At 62.6% G+C, this 25,718-nt stretch carries 21 protein-coding genes; 18 read left to right on the forward strand and 3 right to left on the reverse strand.

The genetic code is table 11. The annotated features are described in order from the left end of the window. The first annotated feature begins 49 nt into the window (after window positions 1-49). A complete protein-coding gene (locus ACIQUF_RS09520; RefSeq protein ID WP_403130928.1) occupies window positions 50-463 on the forward strand; it encodes a YbaN family protein in 414 nt (137 codons plus the stop codon). Here ACIQUF_RS09520 and arcD (ACIQUF_RS09525) read toward each other — a convergent pair. Next, the gene (arcD, locus tag ACIQUF_RS09525) at window positions 443-1,870 is read right to left on the reverse strand and encodes an arginine-ornithine antiporter (protein WP_403130930.1); all 1,428 of its coding nucleotides are present in this window, start codon (window positions 1,868-1,870) and stop codon (window positions 443-445) included. The two genes, ACIQUF_RS09520 and arcD (ACIQUF_RS09525), sit on opposite strands and share 21 nt — an antisense overlap. Before the next feature lie 437 nt (window positions 1,871-2,307). Here arcD (ACIQUF_RS09525) and arcD (ACIQUF_RS09530) point away from each other — a divergent pair, with 437 nt between their 5' ends. The 13 genes from arcD (ACIQUF_RS09530) to ACIQUF_RS09590 all read left to right on the forward strand — a co-directional run bounded on the left by arcD (ACIQUF_RS09530) (window position 2,308) and on the right by ACIQUF_RS09590 (window position 17,805). Beyond that, window positions 2,308-3,735: an arginine-ornithine antiporter gene (gene arcD / locus ACIQUF_RS09530; protein ID WP_400797219.1), complete on the forward strand. Its 1,428-nt coding sequence runs from the start codon at window positions 2,308-2,310 to the stop codon at window positions 3,733-3,735. A 33-nt stretch (window positions 3,736-3,768) separates the two neighbouring features. Further along, the gene (arcA, locus tag ACIQUF_RS09535) at window positions 3,769-5,022 is read left to right on the forward strand and encodes an arginine deiminase (RefSeq protein ID WP_403130933.1); all 1,254 of its coding nucleotides are present in this window, start codon (window positions 3,769-3,771) and stop codon (window positions 5,020-5,022) included. Window positions 5,023-5,091: 69 nt separating this feature from the next. After that, window positions 5,092-6,102 (forward strand): ornithine carbamoyltransferase, encoded by a 1,011-nt coding sequence (locus ACIQUF_RS09540; RefSeq protein WP_403130935.1) that lies wholly within the window; start codon window positions 5,092-5,094, stop codon window positions 6,100-6,102. A 62-nt stretch (window positions 6,103-6,164) separates the two neighbouring features. After that, window positions 6,165-7,094, forward strand: coding sequence for a carbamate kinase (gene arcC, locus ACIQUF_RS09545; protein ID WP_403130938.1), 930 nt, complete (start codon window positions 6,165-6,167; stop codon window positions 7,092-7,094). 56 nt (window positions 7,095-7,150) lie between these two features. Beyond that, complete coding sequence (locus tag ACIQUF_RS09550; protein WP_403130940.1) at window positions 7,151-7,519, forward strand: DUF5064 family protein; 369 nt, start codon at window positions 7,151-7,153, stop codon at window positions 7,517-7,519. A gap of 80 nt (window positions 7,520-7,599) precedes the next feature. Next, window positions 7,600-9,108: a sigma-54-dependent transcriptional regulator gene (locus tag ACIQUF_RS09555; RefSeq protein ID WP_403130942.1), complete on the forward strand. Its 1,509-nt coding sequence runs from the start codon at window positions 7,600-7,602 to the stop codon at window positions 9,106-9,108. Between the two features lie 131 nt (window positions 9,109-9,239). Further along, window positions 9,240-10,445, forward strand: a complete 1,206-nt coding sequence (gene gltS / locus ACIQUF_RS09560; RefSeq protein WP_403130943.1) for a sodium/glutamate symporter — start codon at window positions 9,240-9,242, stop codon at window positions 10,443-10,445. 278 nt (window positions 10,446-10,723) lie between these two features. Continuing rightward, window positions 10,724-11,107: a glycine cleavage system protein GcvH gene (gene gcvH / locus ACIQUF_RS09565; RefSeq protein WP_403130946.1), complete on the forward strand. Its 384-nt coding sequence runs from the start codon at window positions 10,724-10,726 to the stop codon at window positions 11,105-11,107. Window positions 11,108-11,118: 11 nt separating this feature from the next. After that, entirely contained in the window at window positions 11,119-13,974 is a 2,856-nt protein-coding gene (gcvP, locus tag ACIQUF_RS09570; protein ID WP_403130947.1) for an aminomethyl-transferring glycine dehydrogenase, read from the forward strand. Window positions 13,975-14,124: 150 nt separating this feature from the next. After that, the gene (locus tag ACIQUF_RS09575) at window positions 14,125-15,501 is read left to right on the forward strand and encodes an L-serine ammonia-lyase (protein ID WP_403130950.1); all 1,377 of its coding nucleotides are present in this window, start codon (window positions 14,125-14,127) and stop codon (window positions 15,499-15,501) included. Between the two features lie 27 nt (window positions 15,502-15,528). Next, window positions 15,529-16,650: a glycine cleavage system aminomethyltransferase GcvT gene (gene gcvT, locus ACIQUF_RS09580; protein ID WP_403130951.1), complete on the forward strand. Its 1,122-nt coding sequence runs from the start codon at window positions 15,529-15,531 to the stop codon at window positions 16,648-16,650. Window positions 16,651-17,006: 356 nt separating this feature from the next. Beyond that, window positions 17,007-17,219 carry a cold-shock protein gene (locus ACIQUF_RS09585; protein WP_046854299.1) on the forward strand — a complete coding sequence of 71 codons (213 nt, stop codon included), beginning with the start codon at window positions 17,007-17,009 and terminating at the stop codon, window positions 17,217-17,219. A 97-nt stretch (window positions 17,220-17,316) separates the two neighbouring features. Further along, entirely contained in the window at window positions 17,317-17,805 is a 489-nt protein-coding gene (locus tag ACIQUF_RS09590) for an RDD family protein (protein WP_403130952.1), read from the forward strand. A gap of 52 nt (window positions 17,806-17,857) precedes the next feature. On the opposite strand, the gene lptG is transcribed toward ACIQUF_RS09590, so the two are convergent. Together lptG and lptF are read right to left on the reverse strand one after the other, a co-directional pair. Beyond that, window positions 17,858-18,919 (reverse strand): LPS export ABC transporter permease LptG, encoded by a 1,062-nt coding sequence (gene lptG / locus ACIQUF_RS09595; protein ID WP_403130954.1) that lies wholly within the window; start codon window positions 18,917-18,919, stop codon window positions 17,858-17,860. Then, entirely contained in the window at window positions 18,912-20,027 is a 1,116-nt protein-coding gene (lptF, locus tag ACIQUF_RS09600) for an LPS export ABC transporter permease LptF (protein ID WP_403130956.1), read from the reverse strand. The genes lptG and lptF overlap by 8 nt, the downstream gene beginning before the upstream one ends. Window positions 20,028-20,316: 289 nt before the next feature. On the opposite strand from lptF, the gene ACIQUF_RS09605 reads away from it, so the two are divergent. From ACIQUF_RS09605 to ACIQUF_RS09620, 4 genes are all read left to right on the forward strand, one after another. Beyond that, entirely contained in the window at window positions 20,317-21,810 is a 1,494-nt protein-coding gene (locus ACIQUF_RS09605; RefSeq protein ID WP_403130959.1) for a leucyl aminopeptidase, read from the forward strand. 50 nt (window positions 21,811-21,860) lie between these two features. Next, window positions 21,861-22,289: a DNA polymerase III subunit chi gene (locus ACIQUF_RS09610; RefSeq protein ID WP_403130962.1), complete on the forward strand. Its 429-nt coding sequence runs from the start codon at window positions 21,861-21,863 to the stop codon at window positions 22,287-22,289. Window positions 22,290-22,294: 5 nt separating this feature from the next. Further along, complete coding sequence (locus tag ACIQUF_RS09615; RefSeq protein ID WP_403130965.1) at window positions 22,295-22,654, forward strand: DNA polymerase III subunit chi; 360 nt, start codon at window positions 22,295-22,297, stop codon at window positions 22,652-22,654. A 183-nt stretch (window positions 22,655-22,837) separates the two neighbouring features. Then, on the forward strand, window positions 22,838-25,681 hold the full coding sequence (locus tag ACIQUF_RS09620; RefSeq protein ID WP_403130966.1) for a valine--tRNA ligase: 2,844 nt from the start codon (window positions 22,838-22,840) through the stop codon (window positions 25,679-25,681). The last annotated feature ends 37 nt before the right edge of the window (window positions 25,682-25,718 follow it).

Below are 25,718 nucleotides of genomic sequence, written 5' to 3' on the forward strand. Positions count from 1 at the left end.
TTCACCCGGCCACCTTTCCGGTGGCCGGACCGTTTTTCGCAGTGAGACCATGACCCAACCTGCCCGATCGAAACTAGCGCGCCTGCTGTACGGCATCCTGGCTTACGTGAGCTTGGGCGTTGGCCTGGTCGCCATCGTCATCCCCGGCCTGCCAACCACCGAATTCATCCTGCTGGCGGCCTGGGCCGCGACGCGCAGCTCGCCGCGCCTGTCGGCCTGGCTGGAGAATCATCGGCTGTTCGGGCCGATCCTCTACAACTGGCGCAATGGCAAGGTGATCCAGCGACGGGCCAAGGTTAGCGCGACCATCAGCATGCTGGTATGTGCTGGCGTCATGCTGACCTTCCTTGACCATCACTGGCCGGTGTTCCTGGCTATCGCCGGCATGACCCTGGGCAACCTGTGGATCTGGTCCCGGCCAGAGCACGCCTGCGCGCCGGCCTCACAAGCTCAGCAACCCTGAATACAAGCCGTAGGCTGCCAGCGCCGCGCCCAGCAGCACCGCCGCAAAAATCGCTTTCTCCCAGGTGGTGAACAGCGCCTGCCCCTGCTCGCGCTTGGCCCGGGCGAACAGAATCACCCCAGGCGCATACAGCAAGGCCGACAACAGCAGGTACTTGAGCCCGCCGGCATATAGCAGCCACACCGCATACAAAAGCGCCACCGCCGCCACCAGCAAATCCTTGCGCCGCAGCGCCGCCTCCCCGCCATAACTTTCCCCGCGCAGCGCCAGCAGCACCGCATAGGCAGCCGACCACAGATACGGCACCAGGATCATCGACGACGCCAGGTAGATCAGGCTGGTGTAGGTGCCCGCCGAGAACAGCGTGATCAGCAGGAACCCCTGGATCATGCAGTTGGTCAGCCATAGCGCGTTGGCCGGCACGTGGTTGGCGTTTTCCTTGGCCAGGAAGCGCGGCATGGTCTTGTCCCGCGCCGTGGCGAAGAGGATTTCAGCGCACAACAGGGCCCACGACAGCAGCGCGCCGAGCAGCGAGATCGCCAGGCCGATACTGATCAGCAATGCGCCCCATGGGCCGACGATATGCTCCAGCACCGACGCCAGCGACGGGTTCTGCAGGCCGGCCAGTTCCGGCTGGGTCATCACCCCGAGCGACAGCACATTGACCAGCACCAGCAGCGCCAGCACGCCGAGAAAGCCGATAACCGTGGCCTTGCCGACATCCGAGCGGCGCTGCGCCCTGCCCGAATAAACACTGGCGCCTTCGATGCCGATAAACACGAACACGGTGACCAGCATCATGTTGCGGACCTGGTCCAGCACGTTGCCGAACTGCGGGTTGCTCAGCCCCCAGATGTCGCGGGTAAAGATGTCGGCACGAAAAGCGAAGGCGGCGATGACGATGAAGATCAGCAACGGCACCACCTTCGCCACGGTGGTCACCTGGTTGATGAACGCCGCTTCCTTGATGCCGCGCAACACCAGAAAATGCACCGCCCACAGCAGCAGCGAGGCGCAGCCGATGGCGATCGGCGTATTGCCTTCGCCGAACACGGGAAAGTAGAAGCCCAGAGTACTGAACAGCAGCACGAAGTAACCGACGTTGCCCAACCAGGCGCTGATCCAGTAGCCCCAGGCCGAGGAGAAGCCCATGTAATCGCCGAAGCCGGCCTTGGCGTAGGCGTACACCCCTGAGTCCAGCTCCGGCTTGCGGTTGGCCAGGGTCTGGAACACGAAGGCCAGCGCCAGCATGCCCACCGCCGTGATGCTCCAGCCGATCAGCACGGCACCGACATCGGCGCGCGCCGCCATGTTCTGCGGCAACGAGAAGATCCCGCCGCCGATCATCGAACCGACCACCAGTGCGATCAACGCGCCGAGGCGCAATTTCTGTCCGGGTTCGCTCATGCAAATCCCCATCGTTTGTGTGTCATGTCACACGCCTGAAACAGCATCAAGTGCATATAAAAATGGCCAGTTATAAGAGGCAAAGCTATTAAAGCTATAGCACTCATAACTCCTTTGTCTATACCGACCTGCTGACAAAAACGCATGTCCACCGGGCAACTTTAACGAAACATCTTAACTATGACATTTGTTGAGAAATATTTGCGAAAACCTCAAAAGCGACTAGCTTCAAAGCTCGCAGGTTGAACAGAGCGTTTGCTCTGGATGTACATGGAGGTGCCAGCGCACGTGGCCTGCAGCAGAGCTGTCGGCACTCTCCAGGAGTCATGTGAAGGAAATTTCTTACTTCACAATGCCATGAACTGATCCAAGTCAGGTCATGGCTCAGGCGGCAGATTTATTCTGTTGTCAACTTTCTCCTGGTACGGAGTTGTTAAATGTCTGATTCTTCTGGAAAACTAAAACTGGGTGCATTAGTTGCCCTCGTCGTTGGCTCGATGATTGGCGGCGGCATCTTCTCACTTCCACAAAACATGGCGGCCAGCGCAGGCGTCGGTGCCGTGCTGATCGGCTGGGCAATCACTGCCGTCGGCATGCTCACCTTGGCGTTCGTGTTCCAGACCCTGGCCAACCGCAAGCCTGACCTCGACGGGGGTGTCTACGCCTACGCCAAGGCCGGCTTCGGCGACTACATGGGCTTCTCCTCGGCCTGGGGCTACTGGATCAGCGCCTGGCTGGGCAACGTCGGTTACTTCGTGCTGCTGTTCAGCACCCTCGGCTACTTCTTCCCGATGTTCGGCGAAGGCAACACCCCGGCCGCCATCGTCGGCGCGTCGATCCTGCTGTGGGCGGTGCACTTCCTGGTGCTGCGCGGCATCAAGGAAGCGGCGTTCATCAACCTGGTCACCACCGTGGCCAAGGTCGTGCCGCTGGTGCTGTTCGCGCTGATCTGCCTGTTCGCCTTCAGGCTCGACATCTTTACCGCCGACATCTGGGGCACTGGCACGCCGGAACTGGGCAGCGTGATGAACCAGGTGCGCAACATGATGCTGGTCACTGTCTGGGTATTCATCGGCATCGAGGGCGCGAGCATCTTCTCGTCCCGTGCGGAAAAACGCTCCGACGTCGGCAAGGCCACGGTCATCGGCTTCATCACCGTGCTGCTGTTTCTGGTGCTGGTGAATGTGCTGTCGCTGGGCATCATGACTCAACCAGAGCTGGCCAAGCTGCAGAACCCATCGATGGCCGCGGTGCTTGAACATGTTGTCGGCCACTGGGGCGCGGTGCTGATCAGCGTTGGCCTGATCATCTCGCTGCTGGGCGCCCTGCTGTCGTGGGTGCTGCTGTGCGCGGAGATCATGTTCGCCGCAGCCAAGGACCACACCATGCCGGAGTTTCTGCGCCGGGAGAATGCCAATCAGGTACCGGCCAACGCCCTGTGGCTGACCAACGCGATGGTGCAGATCTTCCTGGTGATCACGCTGTTCTCCGCCAGCACCTACCTGTCGCTGATCTACCTCGCCACCTCGATGATCCTGGTGCCCTACCTGTGGTCGGCGGGCTACGGCTTCCTGCTGGCGCTGCGCGGTGAAACCTACGAGAACGCTGCCGGCGAGCGCAGCAAGGACCTGTTCATCGGCGCGGTTGCCCTGGTGTACGCCATCTGGCTGCTGTACGCCGGCGGCATGAAATACCTGCTGCTCTCGGCGCTGCTGTATGCCCCAGGCGTGATCCTGTTCGCCAAGGCCAAGCATGAAATTGGCCAACCGATCTTTACCAACGTGGAAAAACTGATCTTCGCAGCCGTGGTCATCGGCGCCCTGGTGGCGGCCTATGGTCTGTACGACGGCTTCCTGACCCTGTGACCCACGCCTTTGCACTACATGGAGGATTGAACAATGTCCGCTGAAAAACAGAAGTACGGTGTCCATTCCGAAGCCGGCAAACTGCGCAAAGTGATGGTCTGCTCACCAGGCCTCGCGCACAAGCGCCTGACGCCGAGCAACTGCGACGAACTGCTGTTCGATGACGTGATCTGGGTGGACCAGGCCAAGCGTGACCATTTCGACTTCGTCACCAAAATGCGCGAGCGCGGCGTGGATGTGCTGGAGATGCACAACCTGCTGACCGACATCGTGCAGCAGCCTGAAGCACTGAAGTGGATCCTCGACCGCAAGATCACCCCTGACACCGTTGGTGTCGGCCTGACCAACGAAGTGCGCAGCTGGCTCGAAGGCCTGGAGCCTCGCCACCTGGCCGAATTCCTCATCGGCGGTGTCGCCGGCCAGGACCTGCCGCAAAGTGAAGGCGCCGATGTGGTCAAGATGTACAACGACTATCTCGGCCACTCCAGCTTCATCCTGCCGCCGCTGCCCAACACCCAGTTCACCCGTGACACCACCTGCTGGATCTACGGCGGTGTCACCCTGAACCCGATGTACTGGCCGGCGCGACGCCAGGAAACCCTGTTGACCACGGCCATCTACAAGTTCCACAAGGAATTCACCAACGCCGACTTCGAGGTCTGGTACGGCGACCCGGACAAAGAGCATGGCAATGCCACGCTTGAAGGCGGTGACGTGATGCCGATCGGCAAAGGCATCGTCCTCATCGGCATGGGCGAGCGCACCTCGCGCCAGGCCATCGGCCAACTGGCGCAGAACCTGTTCGCCAAGGGTGCGGTGAAGGAAGTCATCGTCGCCGGGCTGCCGAAGTCCCGTGCGGCCATGCACCTGGACACGGTCTTCAGCTTCTGCGACCGCGACCTGGTCACGGTCTTCCCTGAGGTGGTGAAGGAGATCGTGCCGTTCATCATCCGTCCAGACGAAAGCAAGCCTTATGGCATGGATGTTCGCCGCATCAACAAATCGTTCATCGAAGTGGTCGGCGAACAACTGGGTGTGAAGCTGCGTGTGGTCGAGACCGGCGGCAACAGCTTCGCCGCCGAGCGCGAGCAATGGGATGACGGCAACAACGTGGTGGCGATGGAGCCTGGCGTGGTCATCGGCTACGACCGCAACACCTACACCAACACCCTGCTGCGCAAGGCCGGCATCGAGGTCATCACCATCAGCGCTGGCGAACTGGGCCGCGGCCGTGGCGGCGGCCATTGCATGACCTGCCCGATCGTACGCGACCCCATCGACTACTAACGACCATTCCCCCGGCCGCCCCCTACAAGGCGGCGGCCGGGCCGATTACCGAATTCAAGGAGAATCACCATGGCGTTCAACATTCACAACCGCAACCTGCTCAGCCTCGAACACCACACCACGCGCGAACTGCGCTACCTGCTGGACCTGTCTCGCGACCTCAAGCGCGCCAAGTACACCGGCACCGAGCAGCAGCACCTGAAGGGCAACAACATCGCCCTGATCTTCGAGAAGACCTCGACCCGCACCCGCTGCGCCTTCGAAGTCGCCGCCTATGACCAGGGCGCCAACGTCACCTACATCGACCCCAATTCCTCGCAGATCGGCCACAAAGAGAGCATGAAGGACACCGCCCGCGTGCTCGGGCGCATGTACGATGCCATCGAGTACCGTGGCTTCAAGCAGGAAATCGTTGAAGAACTGGCCAAGTTCGCCGGTGTTCCGGTGTTCAACGGCCTGACCGACGAATACCACCCGACCCAGATGATCGCCGACGTGCTGACCATGCGTGAGCACAGCGACAAGCCACTGCACGACATCAGCTACGCCTACCTGGGCGACGCCCGCAACAACATGGGCAACTCGCTGCTGCTGATTGGCGCCAAGCTCGGCATGGACGTGCGCATTGCGGCCCCCAAGGCGCTGTGGCCGCATGACGACCTGGTCGATCGCTGCAAGAAATACGCAGAAGAAAGCGGCGCACGTATCACCCTCACCGAAGACCCGAAAGCCGCGGTCAAGGGCGTCGACTTCGTGCACACCGACGTCTGGGTGTCGATGGGTGAGCCGATCGAAGCCTGGGGCGAGCGCATCAAGCTGCTCAAGCCTTACCAGGTGAATGCCGAACTGATGAAGGCCACCGGCAACCCACGCTCCAAGTTCATGCACTGCCTGCCGGCCTTCCACAACTCCGAGACCAAGGTCGGCAAACAGATTGCCGAGCAATATCCAGACATGGCCAACGGCATCGAAGTGACCGACGAGGTGTTCGAATCGCCGGCCTGTATCGCCTTCGAGCAGGCGGAAAACCGCATGCACACCATCAAGGCGATTCTGGTATCGACCCTGGCTGATTTGTAAGCCGGCCGCGCCGCCCTGGCCAATGGGGCGGCGCCCTTCCCTCTTCGTTAAAGGACATTCCCATGCGTATCGTTGTTGCATTGGGCGGCAACGCCCTGCTGCGCCGCGGCGAGCCCATGACCGCTGAGAACCAGCGCGCCAATATCCGCACCGCCACCGAACAGATCGCCAAGATTCACCCCGGCAACGAACTGGTCATCGCCCACGGCAACGGCCCACAAGTCGGCCTGCTGTCGCTTCAGGCGCTGTCCTACAAGCCCGACGAAGCCTACCCGCTGGATGTGCTCGGTGCCGAAACCGAAGGCATGATCGGCTACATGATCGAACAGGAACTGGGCAACCTGCTGGCGTTCGAAGTGCCGTTCGCCACCCTGCTGACCCAGGTCGAAGTCGACGCCAACGACCCCGCCTTCAAAGACCCGACCAAATTCATCGGCCCGGTCTATGGCAAAGAGGAAGCCGAGCGCCTGGCCAAGGAAAAGGGCTGGGTGGTCAAGGCCGACGGCGACAAGTACCGCCGCGTGGTGGCCAGCCCCAAACCCAAGCGCATCTTCGAGATCCGCCCGATCAAATGGCTGCTGGAAAAGAGCAGCATCGTGATCTGCGCAGGTGGTGGCGGCATCCCCACCATGTACGATGAAAACCGCAAGCTCAAAGGGATCGAGGCGGTCATCGACAAGGACCTGTGCTCGGCACTGCTGGCCGAGCAATTGGAAGCCGACCTTTTGATCATCGCCACTGACGTCGATGCGGCCTACATTGACTGGGGCAAGCCGACACAGAAAGCCATCGCCCAGGCCCACCCCGACGAACTCGAACGCCTGGGCTTCGCCGCCGGCTCCATGGGGCCGAAAGTGCAGGCGGCCAGTGACTTCGCCCGCAACACTGGCAAAGTGGCGGTGATCAGCTCGCTGGAAAACATCGAGGACATCGTCAAAGGCACCGCCGGCACTCGGGTTTCCACGGCCAAGCCAGGTATCAGCTACCGTTGAATGCAGTAGGCGGGCGCAGGTCGCCCGCCGTTTTCGACCTTCCGGAGGATTCCGCCATGGCCCAGTACCAACCCGGTCACGTGCATATCGAGCGCACCGCGCTGAACAGCGCCGACCATAGCTACGATCTCAACATCAATTACGAAGCGATTCAGGATCCCAAGGAAGGCCGAGGCATACAGTTCCACATGCATGGCAGCATCGAAGGCAAGACGGTGGACGAGAAGTTCTTCCTGGCCAAGGATCAGGTGTTGCCGAGCTTCCTTATGAAACTGAGCCGCACGGCTCAGTCTTACCTGCCTCCAACTAAGAAATTTGAAAACCTGCCATCTCCGCACCCGCTATTCGACAAGATGTTCGAAGACATTCGCCAGAAGCTCGATGTGAAATCAGGCGATCCGATCAAGACTGAACATCTGGAATGATGTCAAGCGCCGGGGCCGCAGAGCGGTCCCGGCAATGTTAAGGCATACTACTGCTCTCCCCAGCCACAACCCCGCCCCCCATGCGCATCCACGTCAGCTTCATCGACCGCGTCGGCATCACCCAGGAAGTTCTCGCCCTGCTCGGTGCCCGCAACCTCAACCTGGACGCCGTGGAAATGGTCCCGCCGAACGTCTACATCGACGCCCCAACGCTAAGCCCCGCCGTGCTTGAAGAATTGCACGACGCACTGTTCGAAGTGCGGGGCGTACAGTCGGTGGACGTGGTCGACATCCTCCCCGGCCAGCGCCGCCACCTGCAGCTCGATGCCCTGCTGGCCGCCATGAGCGACCCGGTGCTGGCGGTGGACAGCGCCGGCCAGGTGCTGCTGGCCAACCCGGCGTTGATCGCCTTGTGCGGCCGTGAGTCGGCTGGGCGTTCGGTGGGCGAGCTGTTCGGTGACCCCGCGCTGCTGCAAGCCCTGCTGGACAACAATTTCCACCTGCCGATGCGCGAAATGCAGCTCAACGGCCAGAGCCTGCTGCTCGATGCCACGCCCATCACCAACGCCGGTGGCCTGCTCACCCTGTACCCGCCCAACCGCATGGGCGAGCGCCTGTCGGCCCTGCACCACGACCACGCCGAAGGCTTCGATGCGCTGCTCGGCGAATCGCCGGCAATCCGCACCCTCAAGGCTCGCGCGATGCGCGTCGCGGCGCTGGACGCACCGCTGCTGGTGCATGGCGAAACCGGCACAGGCAAGGAGCTGGTGGCCCGCGCCTGCCACGCGATCAGCAGCCGCCACGCCGCGCCGTTTCTCGCCCTCAACTGCGCCGCACTGCCCGAGAGCCTGGCCGAAAGCGAGCTGTTCGGCTACGCGCCCGGCGCCTTCACCGGCGCCCAGCGCGGCGGTAAGCCAGGGTTGATGGAGCTGGCCAACCAGGGCACGGTGTTTCTCGACGAGATCGGCGAAATGTCGCCGTACCTGCAGGCCAAACTGCTGCGTTTTCTCAGCGACGGCAGCTTCCGCCGCGTAGGCGGCGACCGTGAGGTGAAGGTCGATGTGCGCATCATCAGCGCCACCCACCGTGACCTCGAACGCATGGTCGCCGAAGGCACCTTCCGCGAAGACCTGTTCTACCGCCTCAACGTGCTCAACCTGCAGGTGCCCCCGCTGCGTGACCGTGGCCAGGACATCCTCATGCTCGCGCACTACTTCATGCAGCAGGCTTGCACGCAGATCCAGCGCCCGGCCTGCCGCCTGACCCCGGCCACCCACTCGGCCCTGCTGGCCAACCCCTGGCCGGGCAATGTACGCCAACTGCAAAACGTGATCTTCCGCGCCGCGGCGATCTGTGAAAGCAACCTGGTGGACATCGGCGACCTGGACATCGCCGGCACCTCGGTGGCGCGCGGGCAGGATGGCGAGGTGGCAAGCCTGGAGCAGGCGGTGGGAGACTTCGAACGAGAGCTATTGCAGCGGTTGTATGCCAGTTACCCGTCTACCCGGCAGCTGGCAGGTCGGCTGCAGACCTCCCACACCGCCATTGCCCAACGGTTGCGCAAGTACGGCATTCCAGGCAAGGCCTGAAACTCACAGCGTAATATCCGAACGTTTATCAGTTTTTTCCTAAACGTAAATCGCTTGCCTTGCACCTACACTCGCTGCCCCACAGGCGCACCAAGGACTGTTCGCCGCTAACAGAGCAGAGGGTATTTTGCATGCTTGCACTCGATTTCTACGGCACTTTGGTGGCCGCCTCCCTGGTGCTTCTACTGGGTCGCGGCCTGGTCACACGCGTTGGATTTCTGCGTGCGTACAATATTCCCGAACCAGTAGCCGGCGGCCTGGTAGTGGCGCTGCTGCTTCTGGGGTTGCGCGCCCTCGACGTTCACGTGCAGTTCGATACTTCTCTGCAAACGCCTTTGATGCTGGCCTTCTTTGCCACGATTGGCCTGAGTGCCGACCTCGCCAGCCTGAAAAAAGGCGGCCGTATCGTCGGTGTGTTTCTGCTTGCGGTCACCGGGTTGCTGCTGGTTCAGAATGCCATGGGCATCGGCCTGGCCACGGCGTTGGGGCTCGACCCATTGATGGGCTTGCTGTCTGGTTCGATTGCCCTTTCGGGCGGCCACGGCACCGGCGCTGCCTGGGGTGCCACCTTCAGTGAGAAGTACGGCCTGGCCTCCGCCACCGAACTGGCGCTGGCGGCCGCCACCTTCGGCCTGGTACTGGGCGGGCTGATTGGCGGGCCAGTCGCCCGCCTGCTCATCAAGCGCGTGCAAACGCCAGGTCTTGAACAGGACCAACCCCGAGTGCCAAGGGGCTTTGAACAACCGAACAAAGAACGCTTGATCACACCATTCTCCATGATCGAAACCCTCGCGCTGATCGCCGTGAGCCTCATGGCGGGCACCTTGCTGAACAAAATGCTTCTTGGCACCGCATTCGAGTTGCCGACATTCGTCTGTGTCTTGTTCGTGGGTGTCGTACTGCGCAACGGGCTTTCGGCATTTGGCCGCTATCAGGTGTTCGAGCGTGAAGTTTCGGTACTGGGCAATGTCAGCCTGTCGCTGTTCCTGGCGATTGCACTGATGTCGCTCAAACTGTGGGACCTGGCGGCACTGGCGCTGCCGTTCTTCATCCTGCTGGCGGCGCAGACATTGCTCATGGCGCTGTTTGCGATATTCGTGACGTTCCGGATCATGGGCAGCAACTACGATGCCGCCGTGCTGGCAGCGGGGCATTGCGGTTTTGGCCTGGGCGCAACGCCAACGGCCATTGCCAACATGCAGGCGGTGACGCAGCGTTTCGGGCCTTCGCAGATCGCCTTTCTTGTGGTGCCGATGGTGGGGGCGTTCTTCATCGACATCATCAACGTCATCGTGATCAAACTGTATCTGGTGTTGCCGTTTTTCGCTCCGCTGTAACCATCAGATGATGGATTGTATCGAAATCAATACGGCGTACTGATTTCGATACAAGCCTACTCCAACCCGGCTCTGCAAGGGTTTGATCCTGTGGACCTTTTACGAACCGATGAGACTGTAGCGTTTTCATTCCAAAGCATTCGCCAGCGCGCCAGACAAATCAGCTAACCATCTGATTCTCATAGATTTTTTATGAATGGCCACAATTTTGCTTAGGAATTCTCAACCCAAGAGCGCGGACCCACCGCGCCCAACGCCCTGCTTCCCGAGGATTCCCCATGAGCGAGTTGCGTTTCACCGAAGATCACGAATGGCTGCGTGCCGAAGCTGACGGCAGCGTCACTGTAGGTATCACCGCCTACGCCCAGAACGCTCTCGGCGATGTGGTCTATGTGCAACTGCCGGAACTGCAGCAATACGAGAAGGGGGCCGAAGCCTCCACCGTTGAATCGGTCAAGGCCGCCAGCGGCGTGTACATGCCCCTGGCCGGTGAAGTGGTCGCCGTCAACGATGGCCTCAACGACAGCCCCGAACTGGTCAACGAAGATCCGCTGGGCGAAGGCTGGTTCTTCCGCTTCATCCCCGCCAACATGAATGAAGTAAACGCCCTGCTCGACCAGGACGCATACGACCGCCTGATCAAAGCCAACGACGACGCCTGAGGAACCTGACCATGACCATCAACCTCGGCACGGCCAACGAATTCATCGCCCGCCACATCGGCCCACGCGCCGCTGACGAGCAGGCCATGCTGGCTACCCTGGGCTTCGACTCGCTGGAGGCGATGAGCGCCGCCGTCATCCCGGACAGCATCAAGGGCACCAGCGTACTCGGCTCGGCAGACGGCCAGAGCGAAGCTGACGCCCTCGCCTCGCTCAAGGCCATCGCCAGCAATAATGAGTTGTTCAAGAATTTCATCGGCCAGGGTTACTACAACACCCATACCCCGGCACCGATCCTGCGTAACCTGCTGGAAAACCCGGCGTGGTACACCGCCTACACCCCGTATCAACCCGAAATTTCCCAAGGCCGCCTGGAAGCCCTGCTTAACTTCCAGACCCTGATCAGCGACCTCACCGGCCTGCCGATCGCCAACGCCTCCTTGCTCGACGAAGCCACTGCTGCGGCCGAGGCCATGACCTTCTGCAAGCGCCTGTCGAAGAACAAGGCCAGCCATGCCTTCTTCGCTTCCGTGCACTGCCACCCGCAAACCCTCGACGTGCTGCGCACCCGTGCCGAACCCTTGGGCATCGAGATCGTGGTCGGCGACGAGCGTGAACTGGCTGACGTCAGCGCCTTCTTCGGCGCACTGCTGCAATACCCGGCCAGCAATGGCGAGGTGTTCGACTACCGTGAGCTGGTGCAGCGCCTGCATGCGGCCAACGCCCTGGTCGCCGTGGCTGCCGACCTGCTGGCCCTGACCCTGCTGACCCCGCCGGGCGAGTTCGAGGCCGACGTGGCCATCGGCAGCGCCCAGCGCTTCGGCGTGCCCCTGGGCTTTGGCGGCCCGCACGCGGCCTACTTCGCCACCCGAGATGCGTTCAAGCGCGACATGCCGGGCCGTCTGGTCGGCGTGTCGATCGACCGCTTCGGCAAGACTGCCCTGCGCCTGGCCATGCAGACCCGCGAACAGCACATCCGCCGCGAGAAGGCCACCAGCAACATCTGCACCGCCCAGGTGCTGCTGGCCAACATCGCCAGCATGTACGCCGTCTACCACGGCCCGGCTGGCCTCAAGCGCATCGCCGAGCGCACCCATGCGCTGACCGCGATCCTCGCCGCTGGCCTGAAGGGCCTGGGCCTGGAAATCGTCGGCGAGACCGCCTTCGATACCCTGACCCTGGCCACCGGCAGCACCACCGCAGCCCTGCACGATAAAGCCCGCAGCCAGCGCATCAACTTGCGCCAGATCGATGCCGACCACCTGGGCCTGTCGCTCGACGAAACCAGCACTCAGGCGGACGTCGAGGCACTGTGGCTACTGTTCGCTGGCGAGCAGCTGCAACCGGACTTCGCCGCCCTGGCCGCCAGCACCGGCTCACGCCTGCCGGCCGCCCTGCTGCGCCAGTCGGCCATCCTCGAACACCCGGTGTTCAACCGCTACCACAGCGAAACCGAGCTGATGCGTTACCTGCGCCGCCTGGCCGACAAGGACCTGGCGCTGGACCGCAGCATGATCCCGCTGGGTTCGTGCACCATGAAACTCAATGCCGCCAGCGAAATGATCCCGGTGACCTGGGCCGAGTTCGGCAGCCTGCACCCGTTCGCCCCGGCCGAACAGAGCCAGGGCTACCAGCAGCTCACCAGCGAACTGGAAGCCATGCTCTGCGCCGCCACTGGTTATGATGCCGTGTCGCTGCAACCCAACGCCGGTTCCCAGGGCGAGTACGCAGGCCTCTTGGCCATCCGCGCCTACCACCGCAGCCGCGGCGAAAGCCATCGCGACATCTGCCTGATCCCCTCCTCGGCCCACGGCACCAACCCGGCGACCGCGCACATGGCTGGCATGCGCGTGGTGGTCACCGCCTGCGACGCCCGCGGCAACGTCGATGTCGAGGACCTGCGCGCCAAGGCCATCGAGCACCGCGAGCGCCTGGCCGCGATCATGATCACCTACCCGTCGACCCACGGCGTGTTCGAGGAAGCGATCGGCGAGATCTGCGCGATCATTCACGACAACGGTGGCCAGGTGTATATCGACGGCGCCAACATGAACGCCATGGTCGGCCTGTGCGCCCCGGGCAAGTTCGGCGGCGACGTCTCGCACCTGAACCTGCACAAGACCTTCTGCATTCCGCACGGCGGTGGCGGCCCTGGCGTCGGCCCGATTGGCGTCAAATCGCACCTGGCGCCGTTCCTGCCTGGCCACGCCCAACTGGAAAACCGCGAAGGCGCGGTGTGCGCTGCCCCGTTCGGCAGCGCCAGCATCCTGCCGATCACCTGGATGTATATCCGCATGATGGGTGGCGCGGGCCTCAAGCGCGCCTCGCAGATGGCGATCCTCAACGCCAACTACATCGCCCGTCGCCTGGAAGAGCACTATCCTGTTCTGTATACCGGCGGCAATGGCCTGGTCGCCCACGAGTGCATCCTCGACCTGCGCCCGCTCAAGGACACCAGCGGCATCAGCGTCGACGACGTGGCCAAGCGCCTGATCGACTTCGGCTTCCACGCCCCGACCATGTCCTTCCCGGTGGCCGGTACGCTGATGATCGAACCGACCGAAAGCGAGTCCAAGGAAGAGCTGGACCGCTTCTGCGACGCGATGATCCAGATTCGCGAAGAGATTCGCGCCGTGGAAAATGGCAGCCTGGACAAGGACGACAACCCGCTGAAAAACGCTCCGCACACTGCGGCCGAGCTGGTTGGCGAATGGGCCCACGGCTACAGCCGCGAGCAGGCGGTTTATCCGCTGCCGAGCCTGGTTGAGAGCAAGTACTGGCCGCCGGTGGGCCGGGTCGACAACGTGTTCGGCGACCGCAACCTGGTCTGCGCCTGCCCGTCGATCGAGAGCTATCAGGACGCCTGATAGCTTTTAGAGGCTGCTCGTTACCTGTAGGAGCGGCTTTAGCCGCGAAGCAAGCGACGCGGTGGATGGCACCGGCTTCGCCGGTGTTCGCGGCTGAAGCCGCTCCTACAGGTTCACCTTCAAGCTGACCAGACTGGCAGGAGGTCCACCATGTCATTGAGCGTCTTCGACCTGTTCAAGATCGGCATCGGCCCCTCCAGTTCCCATACGGTCGGCCCGATGCGCGCCGCCGCACGTTTTGCCGAAGGCCTGCGCCGCGACGGCTTGCTGGCCAGCACGGCCAGCGTCAAGGCCGAGCTGTATGGCTCGCTCGGGGCCACCGGCAAGGGCCACGGCAGCGACAAAGCGGTGTTACTCGGCCTCGAAGGCGAGCACCCCGACACCGTCGACACCGAAGCCATCCCCGCCCGCCTGCAGGCGATCCGCAGCAGCGGCCACCTGCGCCTGCTCGGCGAGCACGACATCGCCTTCGATGAAAAGCAGCACCTGGCGATGATCCGCAAGCCGCTGGCCTATCACCCCAACGGCATGATCTTCCGCGCCTTCGACACCGCCGGATTGCAAATCCGCAGCCGCGAGTACTACTCGGTCGGCGGCGGTTTCGTGGTCGATGAAGATGCCGCTGGCCAGGACCGCATCGTCGAAGACAGCACCGTTCTGGCCTACCCATTCACGACCGCCAAGCAGCTGCTCGCTCATTGCACCACGCAACACCTGTCGGTGAGCCAAGTGATGCTTGCCAACGAGGCAGCCTGGCGGCCGGAGGCCGAGACGCGTGCCGGACTGCTGCGCATCTGGCAGGTGATGCAGGATTGCGTCGAGGCCGGCTACCGGCATGAAGGCATCTTGCCGGGTGGACTGAAGGTCAAGCGCCGCGCGCCGGCGCTGTACCGCCAACTCAGCCAGCACCCGGAAGCCAACCTGCGCGATGCGCTGTCGGTACTCGACTGGGTCAACCTGTACGCCCTGTCGGTCAACGAAGAAAACGCCTATGGCGGGCGCGTGGTCACTGCGCCCACCAACGGCGCGGCGGGCATCGTCCCGGCGGTGCTGCACTACTACATGCGCTTCGTCCCGGGCGCCAGTGAAGACGGCGTGGTGCGCTTTCTGCTCACCGCCGCGGCCATCGGCATCCTGTACAAGGAAAACGCCTCGATCTCCGGTGCCGAGGTCGGTTGCCAGGGCGAGGTCGGCGTGGCCTGCTCGATGGCCGCCGGGGCCTTGTGCGAGGTCATGGGCGGCAGCGTGCAACAGGTGGAAAACGCCGCCGAGATCGGCATGGAACACAACCTGGGCCTGACTTGCGACCCAATCGGCGGGCTGGTCCAAGTGCCCTGCATCGAGCGCAACGCCATGGGCTCGGTGAAGGCCATCAACGCCGTGCGCATGGCCTTGCGCGGCGACGGGCAGCACTACGTGTCGCTCGACAAGGTCATCCGCACCATGCGCCAGACCGGCGCCGACATGAAAAGCAAATACAAGGAGACCGCCCGCGGCGGTCTGGCCGTCAACATCATCGAATGTTGACCCGACAACAAACCTGAGGATTCATCGATGTCCGAAACACTGCAAAAGACCCCACTGCACGCCCTGCATTCGGAGCTGGGCGCGCGCATGGTGCCATTCGCCGGCTTCGACATGCCGGTGCAGTACCCGCTGGGCGTGATGAAGGAACACCTGCACACCCGCGAGCAGGCCGGCCTGTTCGACGTCTCGCACATGGGGCAGATCATTCTGCGCGGCGCCGAGGCGGCTGCAGCCCTGGAAAGCCTGGTGCCGGTCGACATCATCGACTTGCCGGTGGGGATGCAGCGCTATGCCATGTTCACCAACGAACAGGGTGGCATCCTCGACGACCTGATGGTCGCCAACCTGGGTGACGACACGCTGTTCCTGGTGGTCAACGCCGCTTGCAAGGATCAGGATCTGGCTCACCTGCAGCAACACATCGGTGGCCGTTGCGAGATTCAACCGTTGTTCGAGGAACGTGCCCTGCTCGCCCTGCAAGGCCCTGCAGCGGTCAAGGTGCTCGAGCGCCTGGCCCCGGAAGTCGCTGGCATGACCTTCATGCAGTTCCGCCCGATTACCCTGCTGGGTGAAGACTGCTTCGTCAGCCGTTCGGGCTATACCGGTGAAGACGGCTACGAGATCTCGGTACCGACCGAGGCCGCCGAAGCCCTGGCCCGCCGCCTGCTGGCCGAGCCAGAAGTGCAACCGATCGGCCTGGGCGCGCGCGACTCGCTGCGCCTGGAAGCAGGCTTGTGCCTGTATGGCCATGACATGAACACCGCCACCACGCCGGTCGAGGCCAGCCTGCTCTGGGCGGTGTCCAAAGTGCGACGAGCCGAGGGAGCCCGCGCTGGCGGCTTCCCTGGCGCCGAAGCGATCTTCGAACAGCAGCAATCGGGTGTGGCGCGCAAACGTGTTGGCCTGCTGCCACAGGAACGCACCCCAGTGCGTGAAGGTGCAGAGATCGTCGACGCATCTGATAAACCAGTGGGCAAAGTCTGCAGCGGCGGTTTCGGCCCGACACTCGGCGCACCGGTTGCAATGGGTTATGTCGATATCGAACATGCCGCAATCGATACACCCTTGTTTGCGCTGGTGCGCGGTAAAAAGGTTGCCCTTAAAGTCAGCAAAATGCCTTTCGTGGCGCAACGTTACTATCGCGGTTGAAGACGGAACATGAGGTTTGCGAGCGGGTTCGACTTATTCGTTTTCGAACCTGCCCAATAACTTTATGAACATGGCGCCAGGCCAGGCGCCATGCCGTTTCCAAGGAAATGTGCGATTATCGAAAAAGCGCCGTTTTCCATTAGACCAAGGGCTTGTTTTTTTCTTGAGAGTTGGCGTAGAGTCTCTGCACTGTGTTTGCATGGGTCGCAACAGTTCGTGACCTGGGCCAGTAGCCGCGATCTGCTACAACCCGTTCGACGTGACTTACTTTCCAGCAACCCAGCCCAGTGATCTTTCACTTTTAATAACGTGAAAGTAACTGTCACCAAAATTTAAGATTTTTAGGAAATAAGACAATGGCTGAGCGTCAGAACGGTACCGTCAAGTGGTTCAATGACGAGAAAGGTTACGGTTTCATCACCCCAGAAAGCGGCCCGGACCTGTTCGTGCACTTCCGCGCTATCCAGGGCAATGGTTTCAAGAGCCTGAAAGAAGGCCAGAAAGTGACTTTCGTGGCAGTGCAAGGCCAAAAAGGCATGCAGGCTGACGAAGTCCAGGCTGAAGGCTGATAATCGCAAAAAAATAAGCCCCTGCGTTGACGCGCAGGGGCTTTTTTGTGCCCGCAATTCCATAGAATGGGCCTTTGCCACATGGAGTTGTCGAGCGATGTCCACGCGCCCCCTCTTTCCCCAGGGTGATTTCCCACCGGTCGGTCTCGGCCGGCGCCTGGCGGCGATGTTCTATGACTTCCTGCTGTGCACGGCGCTGCTGATCGTCACCGCAGGCGCCTACAAGATGATCCAGATGGTGATCATCGGTGAGGCGCGCATGCGTGAACTGACCGACGCTGGCGCGCTGGATGGCGACCCGCTGCTGTCGACGATCCTGCTGTTCGCGCTGTTCGGCTTCTTTGCCAAGTTCTGGACCCACGGCGGGCAGACCCTGGGCATGCAGGTCTGGGGCGTACGCGTGCAAAATGCCGATGGCAGTGCGATCAGCCTTTGGCAGGCGCTGTTGCGCTTTGTAGTATCCATCGCTTCGTGGCTGTGCCTGGGCCTGGGGTTCTTCTGGTCGTTGATCGACAAGCGCAAGCGCGGCTGGCACGACATCTATTCAGAAACGCAGCTTGTGCGGGTGCCGAAGCAGAAGAAATGACACGCACAAAAAAGCCAACCTCAGGGTCGGCTTTTTTGTAGCGCTCAGGCGGTCATCCCGCCCTGCGCATCAACCACAAGCCTGCCAGGGCACACACACCTGCCGGGATCACCACCGCCAGCAGCGGTGGGAAGCCAAACACCTGGCTCGAAGGACCAAGCAGGTCGCCGGCAATGCGGAACACGAAGCCCACCAGCACACCGGTGAACACCCGCTGGCCAAGCGTTACCGAACGCAGTGGGCCAAAGATGAAGGAAATCGCCATCAGCACCAGGGCAGCGGTCACCGCCGGTTGCAGCACCTTGGTCCAGAACGCCAGCCAGTAGCGGGCATTGTTCAGGCCCTGGTCCGACAGGTAGTGGATGTAGTCCCACAGGCCGGTGATCGACAGCGACTCCGGCGCCAGCACCACGGTGTTGAGCAGCTGTGGCGTCACGGAAACGTCCCACTGCTCTTCCGGGCTCTTGACCACTTCGGTGTGGTCGCCACGGAAGTAGGTGGTGCTGACATCGCTGAGCACCCAGTGATCATCCTGGTAGCGCGCCCGGCGGGCAAAGCTCGAGGTGACGATCTTGCGCTCGTCGTCAAAGCGGTAGCGGGTCACACCCAACAGCAGACCGTTGGGCTGCACCGAGTTGATGTGCACGAACTCGTCGCCCTGGCGGTGCCACATGCCGCGCTTGGAACTCTGCGCCTCGCCTCCGCCCTGAGCCAGGGAACGGTCGGCCTGGGCCTTGTTCTCGCTGACAGGGGCTACGTACTCGCCAATCAACAGGCCGACCAGCATGAGCACCAGCATTGGTTTCATGACTGCCCAGACGATACGGCCGATGGAAACCCCGGCGGCACGCATGATGGTCAGTTCGCTGCTGCTGGCCAGGCTGCCAAGGCCGATCAGGCAGCCGATCAAGGCGGCCATCGGCAGCATGTCGTAGAGCCGACGCGGTGCGGTCAGCAGGGTGAACCAGCCAGCATCCAGGACCGTGTAGGTATCGCTCAGGTCGCTCATCTCGTCGATGAAGGCGAACAGCGAAGCCAGGCCCAGGATGATGCCCAGCACGGCCAGGATCGCCATCAGCACGCTCATGCCGATGTAACGGTCAAGTTTAGCCATGGGCCACCTCCGCACGACGGGCAGCGCGTTTGAGGCGCAGCGGCTCCCAGTACATCAACCCAAGGCCGATGAGCAGGAACAGCCCATGGACCCACCACATGCCCAGGGCGATCGGCAATTTGCCTTTCTCCAGGGCGCCACGCACGGAAATCAACATCGTCAGGTAGGCCATGTACAGAAGAATCGCCGGCAGCAGCTTGAGGAAGCGGCCCTGGCGCGGGTTGACCCGGGCCAGCGGCACCGCCAGCAGGGTCACGATGAACACCAGGATCGGCAGCGAGATGCGCCATTGCAGCTCGGCGCGTTCGCGCAGGCCGTCCTGACCGATCAGTTGCGACGTCGGAATGGCCTCGCGCTCGGTCACTTCCTCGCTAACTTCAGGCTTTGGCAGCAGCACGCCATAGGTGTCGTACTTGATCGCGCGGTAATCAGCCTGGCCGGGGTTGCCGTCATAGCGGTAGCCGTTCTGCAAGACCAGGTAGCGGTTGCCATCGGCCTGCACTTCCTGGTGGCCCTTTTCTGCGACCAGCACGGACGGTGCGCGGTCCTTGGTCTTGTCCTGGTTGAAGCGTTTTTCGGAGATGAACACACCGGTGAGGTTGCTGCGGTCATCGGTCAGCTCTTCGGTGTAGGTCACCCGCGAGCCGTCGCGCAGGGTCTGGAAGCGGCCCGGCACCAGGGTGTCGAACTCGGTCAGGGCATCCTGCTGGCCAATGATCTGCTGCACCTGGCCGACGCCCAGGGGCGCCAGGCTCAGGCTCAGCCAGGCCACCAGCAGCGCGACCAGCGCCGCAGGGGCCATGGTCATGCCGAGCAGGCGTTGCTGGCTCATGCCAGTGGCCGAGAGCACGGTCATTTCGCTTTCCAGGTACAACCGGCCGTAAGCCAGCAGAATGCCCAGGAACAGCCCTAACGGCAGGATCAGTTGCAAGAAACCAGGCAGGCGGAAGCCCATGATCAGGAACAGCACGCTCGGGTCGAGCACGCCCTGGGCCGCCTGGGCCAGGTACTTGATGAAGCGCCCGCTCATGATGATCACCAACAGCACGGCGCTGACGGCGCTCAAGGTCACCAGGACCTCGCGGGACAGATAACGAAAGACGATCAAACCAGACACTCCTGGGTTGTCAGGGGCGGACTGCCAAACAAAGGCTTACGACAGCCAAGACCAATGCCGGTTCGCCGGGGGCGAACCTCCTTGTAAAGTGCGCGCATTATCCTGTGATTGCCCTCGCCTGTCACTTGGCCGCGCATGAAGGCGGACAACGGGGTTGTCAGCACGCTTGCCCGAGGCTCAAACTGGCAACTTTTCCACTGGCCCGCGACCACGCGGCCAGGCCCGCCCAGAGCGCGAACATTCAACGCGCCACCTGCACAGATCATTCGGGGACCCTGACATGGAACTGGTTGTAAAAAGCGTAGCTGCTGCATCGGTAAAAACCGCCACGCTGGTCGTAGCGGTGGGTGAAGGACGCAAGCTCGGTGCCGTCGCCAAAGCGGTCGACCAGGCTGCCGACGGTGCCATCAGCGCCGTCCTCAAGCGTGGCGACCTGGCCGGCAAGCCTGGCCAGACCCTGCTGCTGCAAAACGTGCCGGGCCTCAAGGCCGAGCGTGTATTGCTGGTTGGCAGCGGCAAGGATGAAGCGCTCGGTGACCGTACCTGGCGCAAGCTGGTGGCCAGCGTCGCCGGTGTGCTCAAAGGCCTGAACGGCAGCGATGCGGTGCTGGCGCTGGACGACATCGCCATCAACAACCGCGACGCCCACTACGGCAAATATCGCCTGCTGGCCGAGACCCTGCTCGACGGCGAATACGTGTTCGACCGTTTCAAGAGCCAGAAGGCCGAGCCCCGTGCCCTGAAAAAGGTCACCCTGCTGGCTGAAAAAGCCGGCTTGGCCGAAGTCGAGCGTGCGGTCAAGCATGCCAGCGCCATCGCCACCGGCATGGCCTTCACCCGCGACCTGGGCAACCTGCCGCCGAACCTGTGCCACCCAAGCTTCCTCGCCGAGCAGGCCAAGGACCTGGGCAAGGCCCACAAAGGCCTCAAGGTCGAAGTACTGGAGGACAAGAAGATCAAGGAACTGGGCATGGGCGCGTTCTACGCCGTGGGCCAGGGCAGCGACCAGCCGCCACGCCTGATCGTGCTCAACTATCAGGGCGGCAAGAAGGCCGACAAGCCGTTCGTACTGGTCGGCAAGGGCATCACCTTCGACACCGGCGGCATCAGCCTCAAGCCAGGTGCCGGCATGGATGAAATGAAGTACGACATGTGCGGCGCCGCCAGCGTGTTCGGTACCCTGCGTGCGGTCCTCGAACTGCAGCTGCCGATCAACCTGGTGTGCCTGCTGGCCTGCGCCGAGAACATGCCAAGCGGCGGCGCCACGCGCCCGGGCGACATCGTCACCACCATGAGCGGGCAGACCGTCGAGATCCTCAACACCGACGCCGAAGGCCGCCTGGTGCTGTGCGACACCCTCACCTACGCCGAGCGCTTCAAGCCGCAGGCGGTCATCGACATCGCCACCCTGACCGGCGCCTGCATCGTCGCCCTGGGCAGCCACACCTCGGGCCTGATGGGCAACAATGACGATCTGGTCAGCCAACTGCTCGACGCCGGCAAGCGCGCCGACGACCGTGCCTGGCAGCTGCCGCTGTTCGACGAGTACCAGGAACAGCTGGACAGCCCGTTCGCCGACATGGGCAACATCGGTGGCCCGAAAGCCGGCACCATCACCGCAGGCTGCTTCCTGTCGCGCTTTGCCAAGGCCTACAACTGGGCACACCTGGACATCGCGGGCACCGCCTGGATCAGCGGCGGCAAGGACAAGGGCGCCACTGGCCGCCCGGTGCCGCTGCTGACCCAGTACCTGCTCGACCGCGCCAGCGCCTGATGCCATGAGGCCGGTGGTGCCCCAGGCGCCACCGGTCGGCAGAGCCAACCATGAGCAAAGTCGATTTCTACATTCTGCCCACCGACTCGCTGTCGGCGCGGCTGGATTTCGCCTGCAAGCTGTGCGAGAAGGCCTGGCGCCTCGGGCACCGGGTCTACCTGCATTGCCAGGACGCCGAGCAGCGCAGTGAACTGAATCAGCGCCTGTGGCGTTTCAAGGGTGAAGCCTTCGTGCCGCATGATCTGGCCGAGGCGCATGCCGATGCCACCGTGGCCTTGGGCCTGGGCGACAGTGCCGGCGAGCACCGCGACCTTTTGATCAACCTGGGCGCGGATGTGCCGGGGTTCGTCGGGCAGTTCGAGCGGGTCGCCGAGATCGTTGTCGAAGAGGCCGCTATCCGCCAATCCGCCCGCGAACGATTCCGTTTCTACCGCGAACAGGGCTATGCTCTGCAAGACCACCGCTTACAGCGACTTTGACGACGATGGACAAGCCTTCCGCCCTACCCGATTCCGCCCACCTGCTCGACGACCTGGAGTCAATTCGCCAGCTGTTGGGTGATGCCGACCTGCAACCGCCGCTGCTTACCGAGACAGTGGAGCAGATTCCGCTGTTGCTCGACACCCCGGCTGGCAATGCTGCGCCAGTGCCTGTTGAACCAGAAGTCGAAGACGACCCCCAGACTCGCCGGCAGGATACCCTGCTACATCTGGAAAGCGAGCTGCGCGCTGCGGCGCAGTTGATCATGCAGGACGTGATCAACGACTTCACCCCGCATATCGAGACCGAGATCAAGCGCCGGCTCGATGCCCGCATCGAGCGGTTGATCAAGCGTTCCGAGTAACACTGACAGCCTGCTTCGCGGCTAAAGCCGCTCCCACGGGACCACCGCTGAACTGATGATTGCGGGCCACCTGTGGGAGCGGCTTTAGCCGCGAAGGGTTCGCTGCAGGTCTTGTCGCCTGAAACTCCCACCTCCGTTATACTTCCCGGCTTTCCCGAATAAATGCACAGGGTCCCGCCGCGCATGGATAAGACCTACCAGCCGCACGCCATCGAAACTTCCTGGTACAACACCTGGGAGTCCGAGAACTATTTCGCTCCACAAGGTGCAGGCGAGTCCTACACCATCATGATCCCGCCACCGAACGTGACGGGCAGCCTGCACATGGGCCACGGTTTCAACAACGCCATCATGGATGCGTTGATTCGTTTCCGCCGCATGCAAGGCCGCGACACCCTGTGGCAGCCCGGTACCGACCACGCCGGTATCGCCACCCAGATGCTGGTCGAGCGCCAGCTCGAAGCCAAGGGCCAGAACCGCCACGACCTGGGCCGTGAAGCCTTCCTCGACAAGGTCTGGGAATGGAAAGAGCAGTCCGGTGGCAACATCAGCCGTCAGATTCGTCGCCTGGGTTCTTCGGTAGACTGGAGCCGTGAGCGCTTCACCATGGACGACGGCCTGTCCGAAGCGGTCAAGGAAGCCTTCGTACGCCTGCATGAAGACGGCCTGATCTACCGCGGCAAGCGCCTGGTCAACTGGGACACCAAGCTGCACACGGCGATTTCCGATCTCGAAGTGGAAAACCACGACGAGAAAGGCCACCTGTGGAACCTGCGCTACCCGCTGGCCGACGGCGCCAAGACCGCCGATGGCAAAGACCACCTGGTGGTTGCCACCACCCGTCCGGAAACCCTGCTGGGTGACGCCGCCGTCGCGGTCAACCCGAATGACGAGCGCTACCAGGCACTGATCGGCAAGTTCGTCGAGCTGCCGCTGGTCGGCCGTCGCATCCCGATCATCGCCGATGATTACTGCGACCCCGAGTTCGGCACCGGCTGCGTGAAGATCACCCCGGCCCACGACTTCAACGACTATGAAGTCGGCAAGCGCCACAACCTGCCGCTGCTCAACATCTTCGACAAGAACGCTTTGGTGCTGTCCGCCGCCCAGGCCTTCAACCTCGACGGCAGCGTCAACGAGCAGGCCGACACCGCCCTGCCCGCCCAATATGCCGGCCTCGACCGCTTCGTCGCACGCAAGCAGATCGTCGCCGACCTGGACGCCCAGGGCCTGCTGGTCAGCATCGACGACCACGCGCTGAAAGTGCCGAAGGGCGACCGCTCCGGCACCATCATCGAGCCGTGGCTGACCGACCAGTGGTACGTCTCTACCAAGCCGCTGGCAGAGCCTGCCATCGCCGCCGTGGAAGATGGCCGCATCCAGTTCGTGCCCAAGCAGTACGAGAACATGTACTTCTCGTGGATGCGTGACATCCAGGACTGGTGCATCAGCCGTCAGCTGTGGTGGGGCCACCGCATCCCGGCGTGGTACGACGAGGCCGGCCAGGTCTATGTCGGCCGCAACGAGGAAGAAGTACGTGCCAAGCACAACCTCGGTGACGTGGTGCTGCGCCAGGACGACGACGTGCTGGACACCTGGTTCAGCTCGGGTCTGTGGACCTTCTCCACCCTCGGCTGGCCGGAGCAGACCGAATTCCTCAAGAAATTCCACTCCACCGACGTACTGGTCACGGGCTTCGACATCATCTTCTTCTGGGTTGCCCGGATGATCATGCTGACCATGCACCTGATCAAGAACGAAGATGGCACCCCGCAGGTGCCGTTCAAGACCGTGTACGTGCACGGCCTGGTGCGTGATGGCCAGGGCCAGAAGATGTCCAAGTCCAAGGGCAACGTCCTGGACCCGCTGGACATCGTCGACGGCATCACCCTGGACGCCCTGCTGGAAAAACGCACCAGCGGCATGATGCAGCCTAAACTTGCCGAGAAGATCGCCAAGCAGACCAAGGCCGAATTCCCGGAAGGCATCGCCAGCTACGGCACCGACGCCCTGCGCTTCACCTTCTGCTCGCTGGCCTCCACCGGCCGCGACATCAAGTTCGACATGGGCCGCGTCGAAGGCTACCGCAACTTCTGCAACAAGATCTGGAACGCCGCCCGCTACGTGCTGGACAAGGGCGAGGACTGCGGCCAGAACGGCGAAGCCTACGAGCTGTCGCTTGCCGACCGCTGGATCATCTCGCAGTTGCAGCGCACCGAATCCGAAGTGACCCGCCAGCTTGAGCAGTTCCGCTTCGACCTTGCCAGCCAGGCCCTGTACGAGTTCATCTGGAACCAGTATTGCGACTGGTACCTGGAGCTGTCCAAGCCGGTGCTGTGGGACGAAAACGCCCCGGTCGAGCGCGCCCGCGGCACCCGTCGTACCCTGGTGCGCGTGCTGGAAGTGGCGCTGCGCCTGGCCCATCCGTTCATGCCGTTCATCACCGAAGAAATCTGGCAGCGCATCGCGCCGCTGGCCGGCATCGACGGCAAGACCATCATGCTGCAGCCGTGGCCGGTGGCTAACGAAGCACGCATTGATGCCGCCGCCGAAGGCGACATCGAATGGCTCAAGGAACTGATGGTCGGCCTGCGCAACATCCGCGCCGAGATGAACATCGGCCCAGGCAAGCCGCTGCCGCTGTTCCTGAAGAATGCCAACGCCGATGACCAGCGTCGCCTGCAGGAAAACGAAGCCCTGCTGAAGAAGCTGGCCAAGGTCGAGTCGTTCACCGTGCTCGGCGAAGCCGACGAAGCGCCGCTGTCGGCCACTGCGTTGGTAGGCGACCTGCAGGTGCTGGTGCCAATGGCCGGGCTGATCGACAAGGACGCCGAACTGGCGCGCCTGAACAAGGAAATCCAGCGCCTGCAAGGTGAAGTGCAACGCGTCGGCGGCAAGCTGTCCAACGCCGCCTTCGTCGACAAGGCACCGCCTGCGGTGATCGAGAAGGAGCGCGCCAAGCTGGCCGAGTCCGAGCAGGCCCTGGCCAACTTCACCGAGCAGCATGCGCGCATCGCGGCGCTGTAACCCTTAGTGAAGCCATCGCGGGGCAAGCCTTCTCCCA

It is taken from the genome of Pseudomonas sp. NPDC090233, assembly GCF_044772285.1.
Lineage (GTDB): Bacteria > Pseudomonadota > Gammaproteobacteria > Pseudomonadales > Pseudomonadaceae > Aquipseudomonas.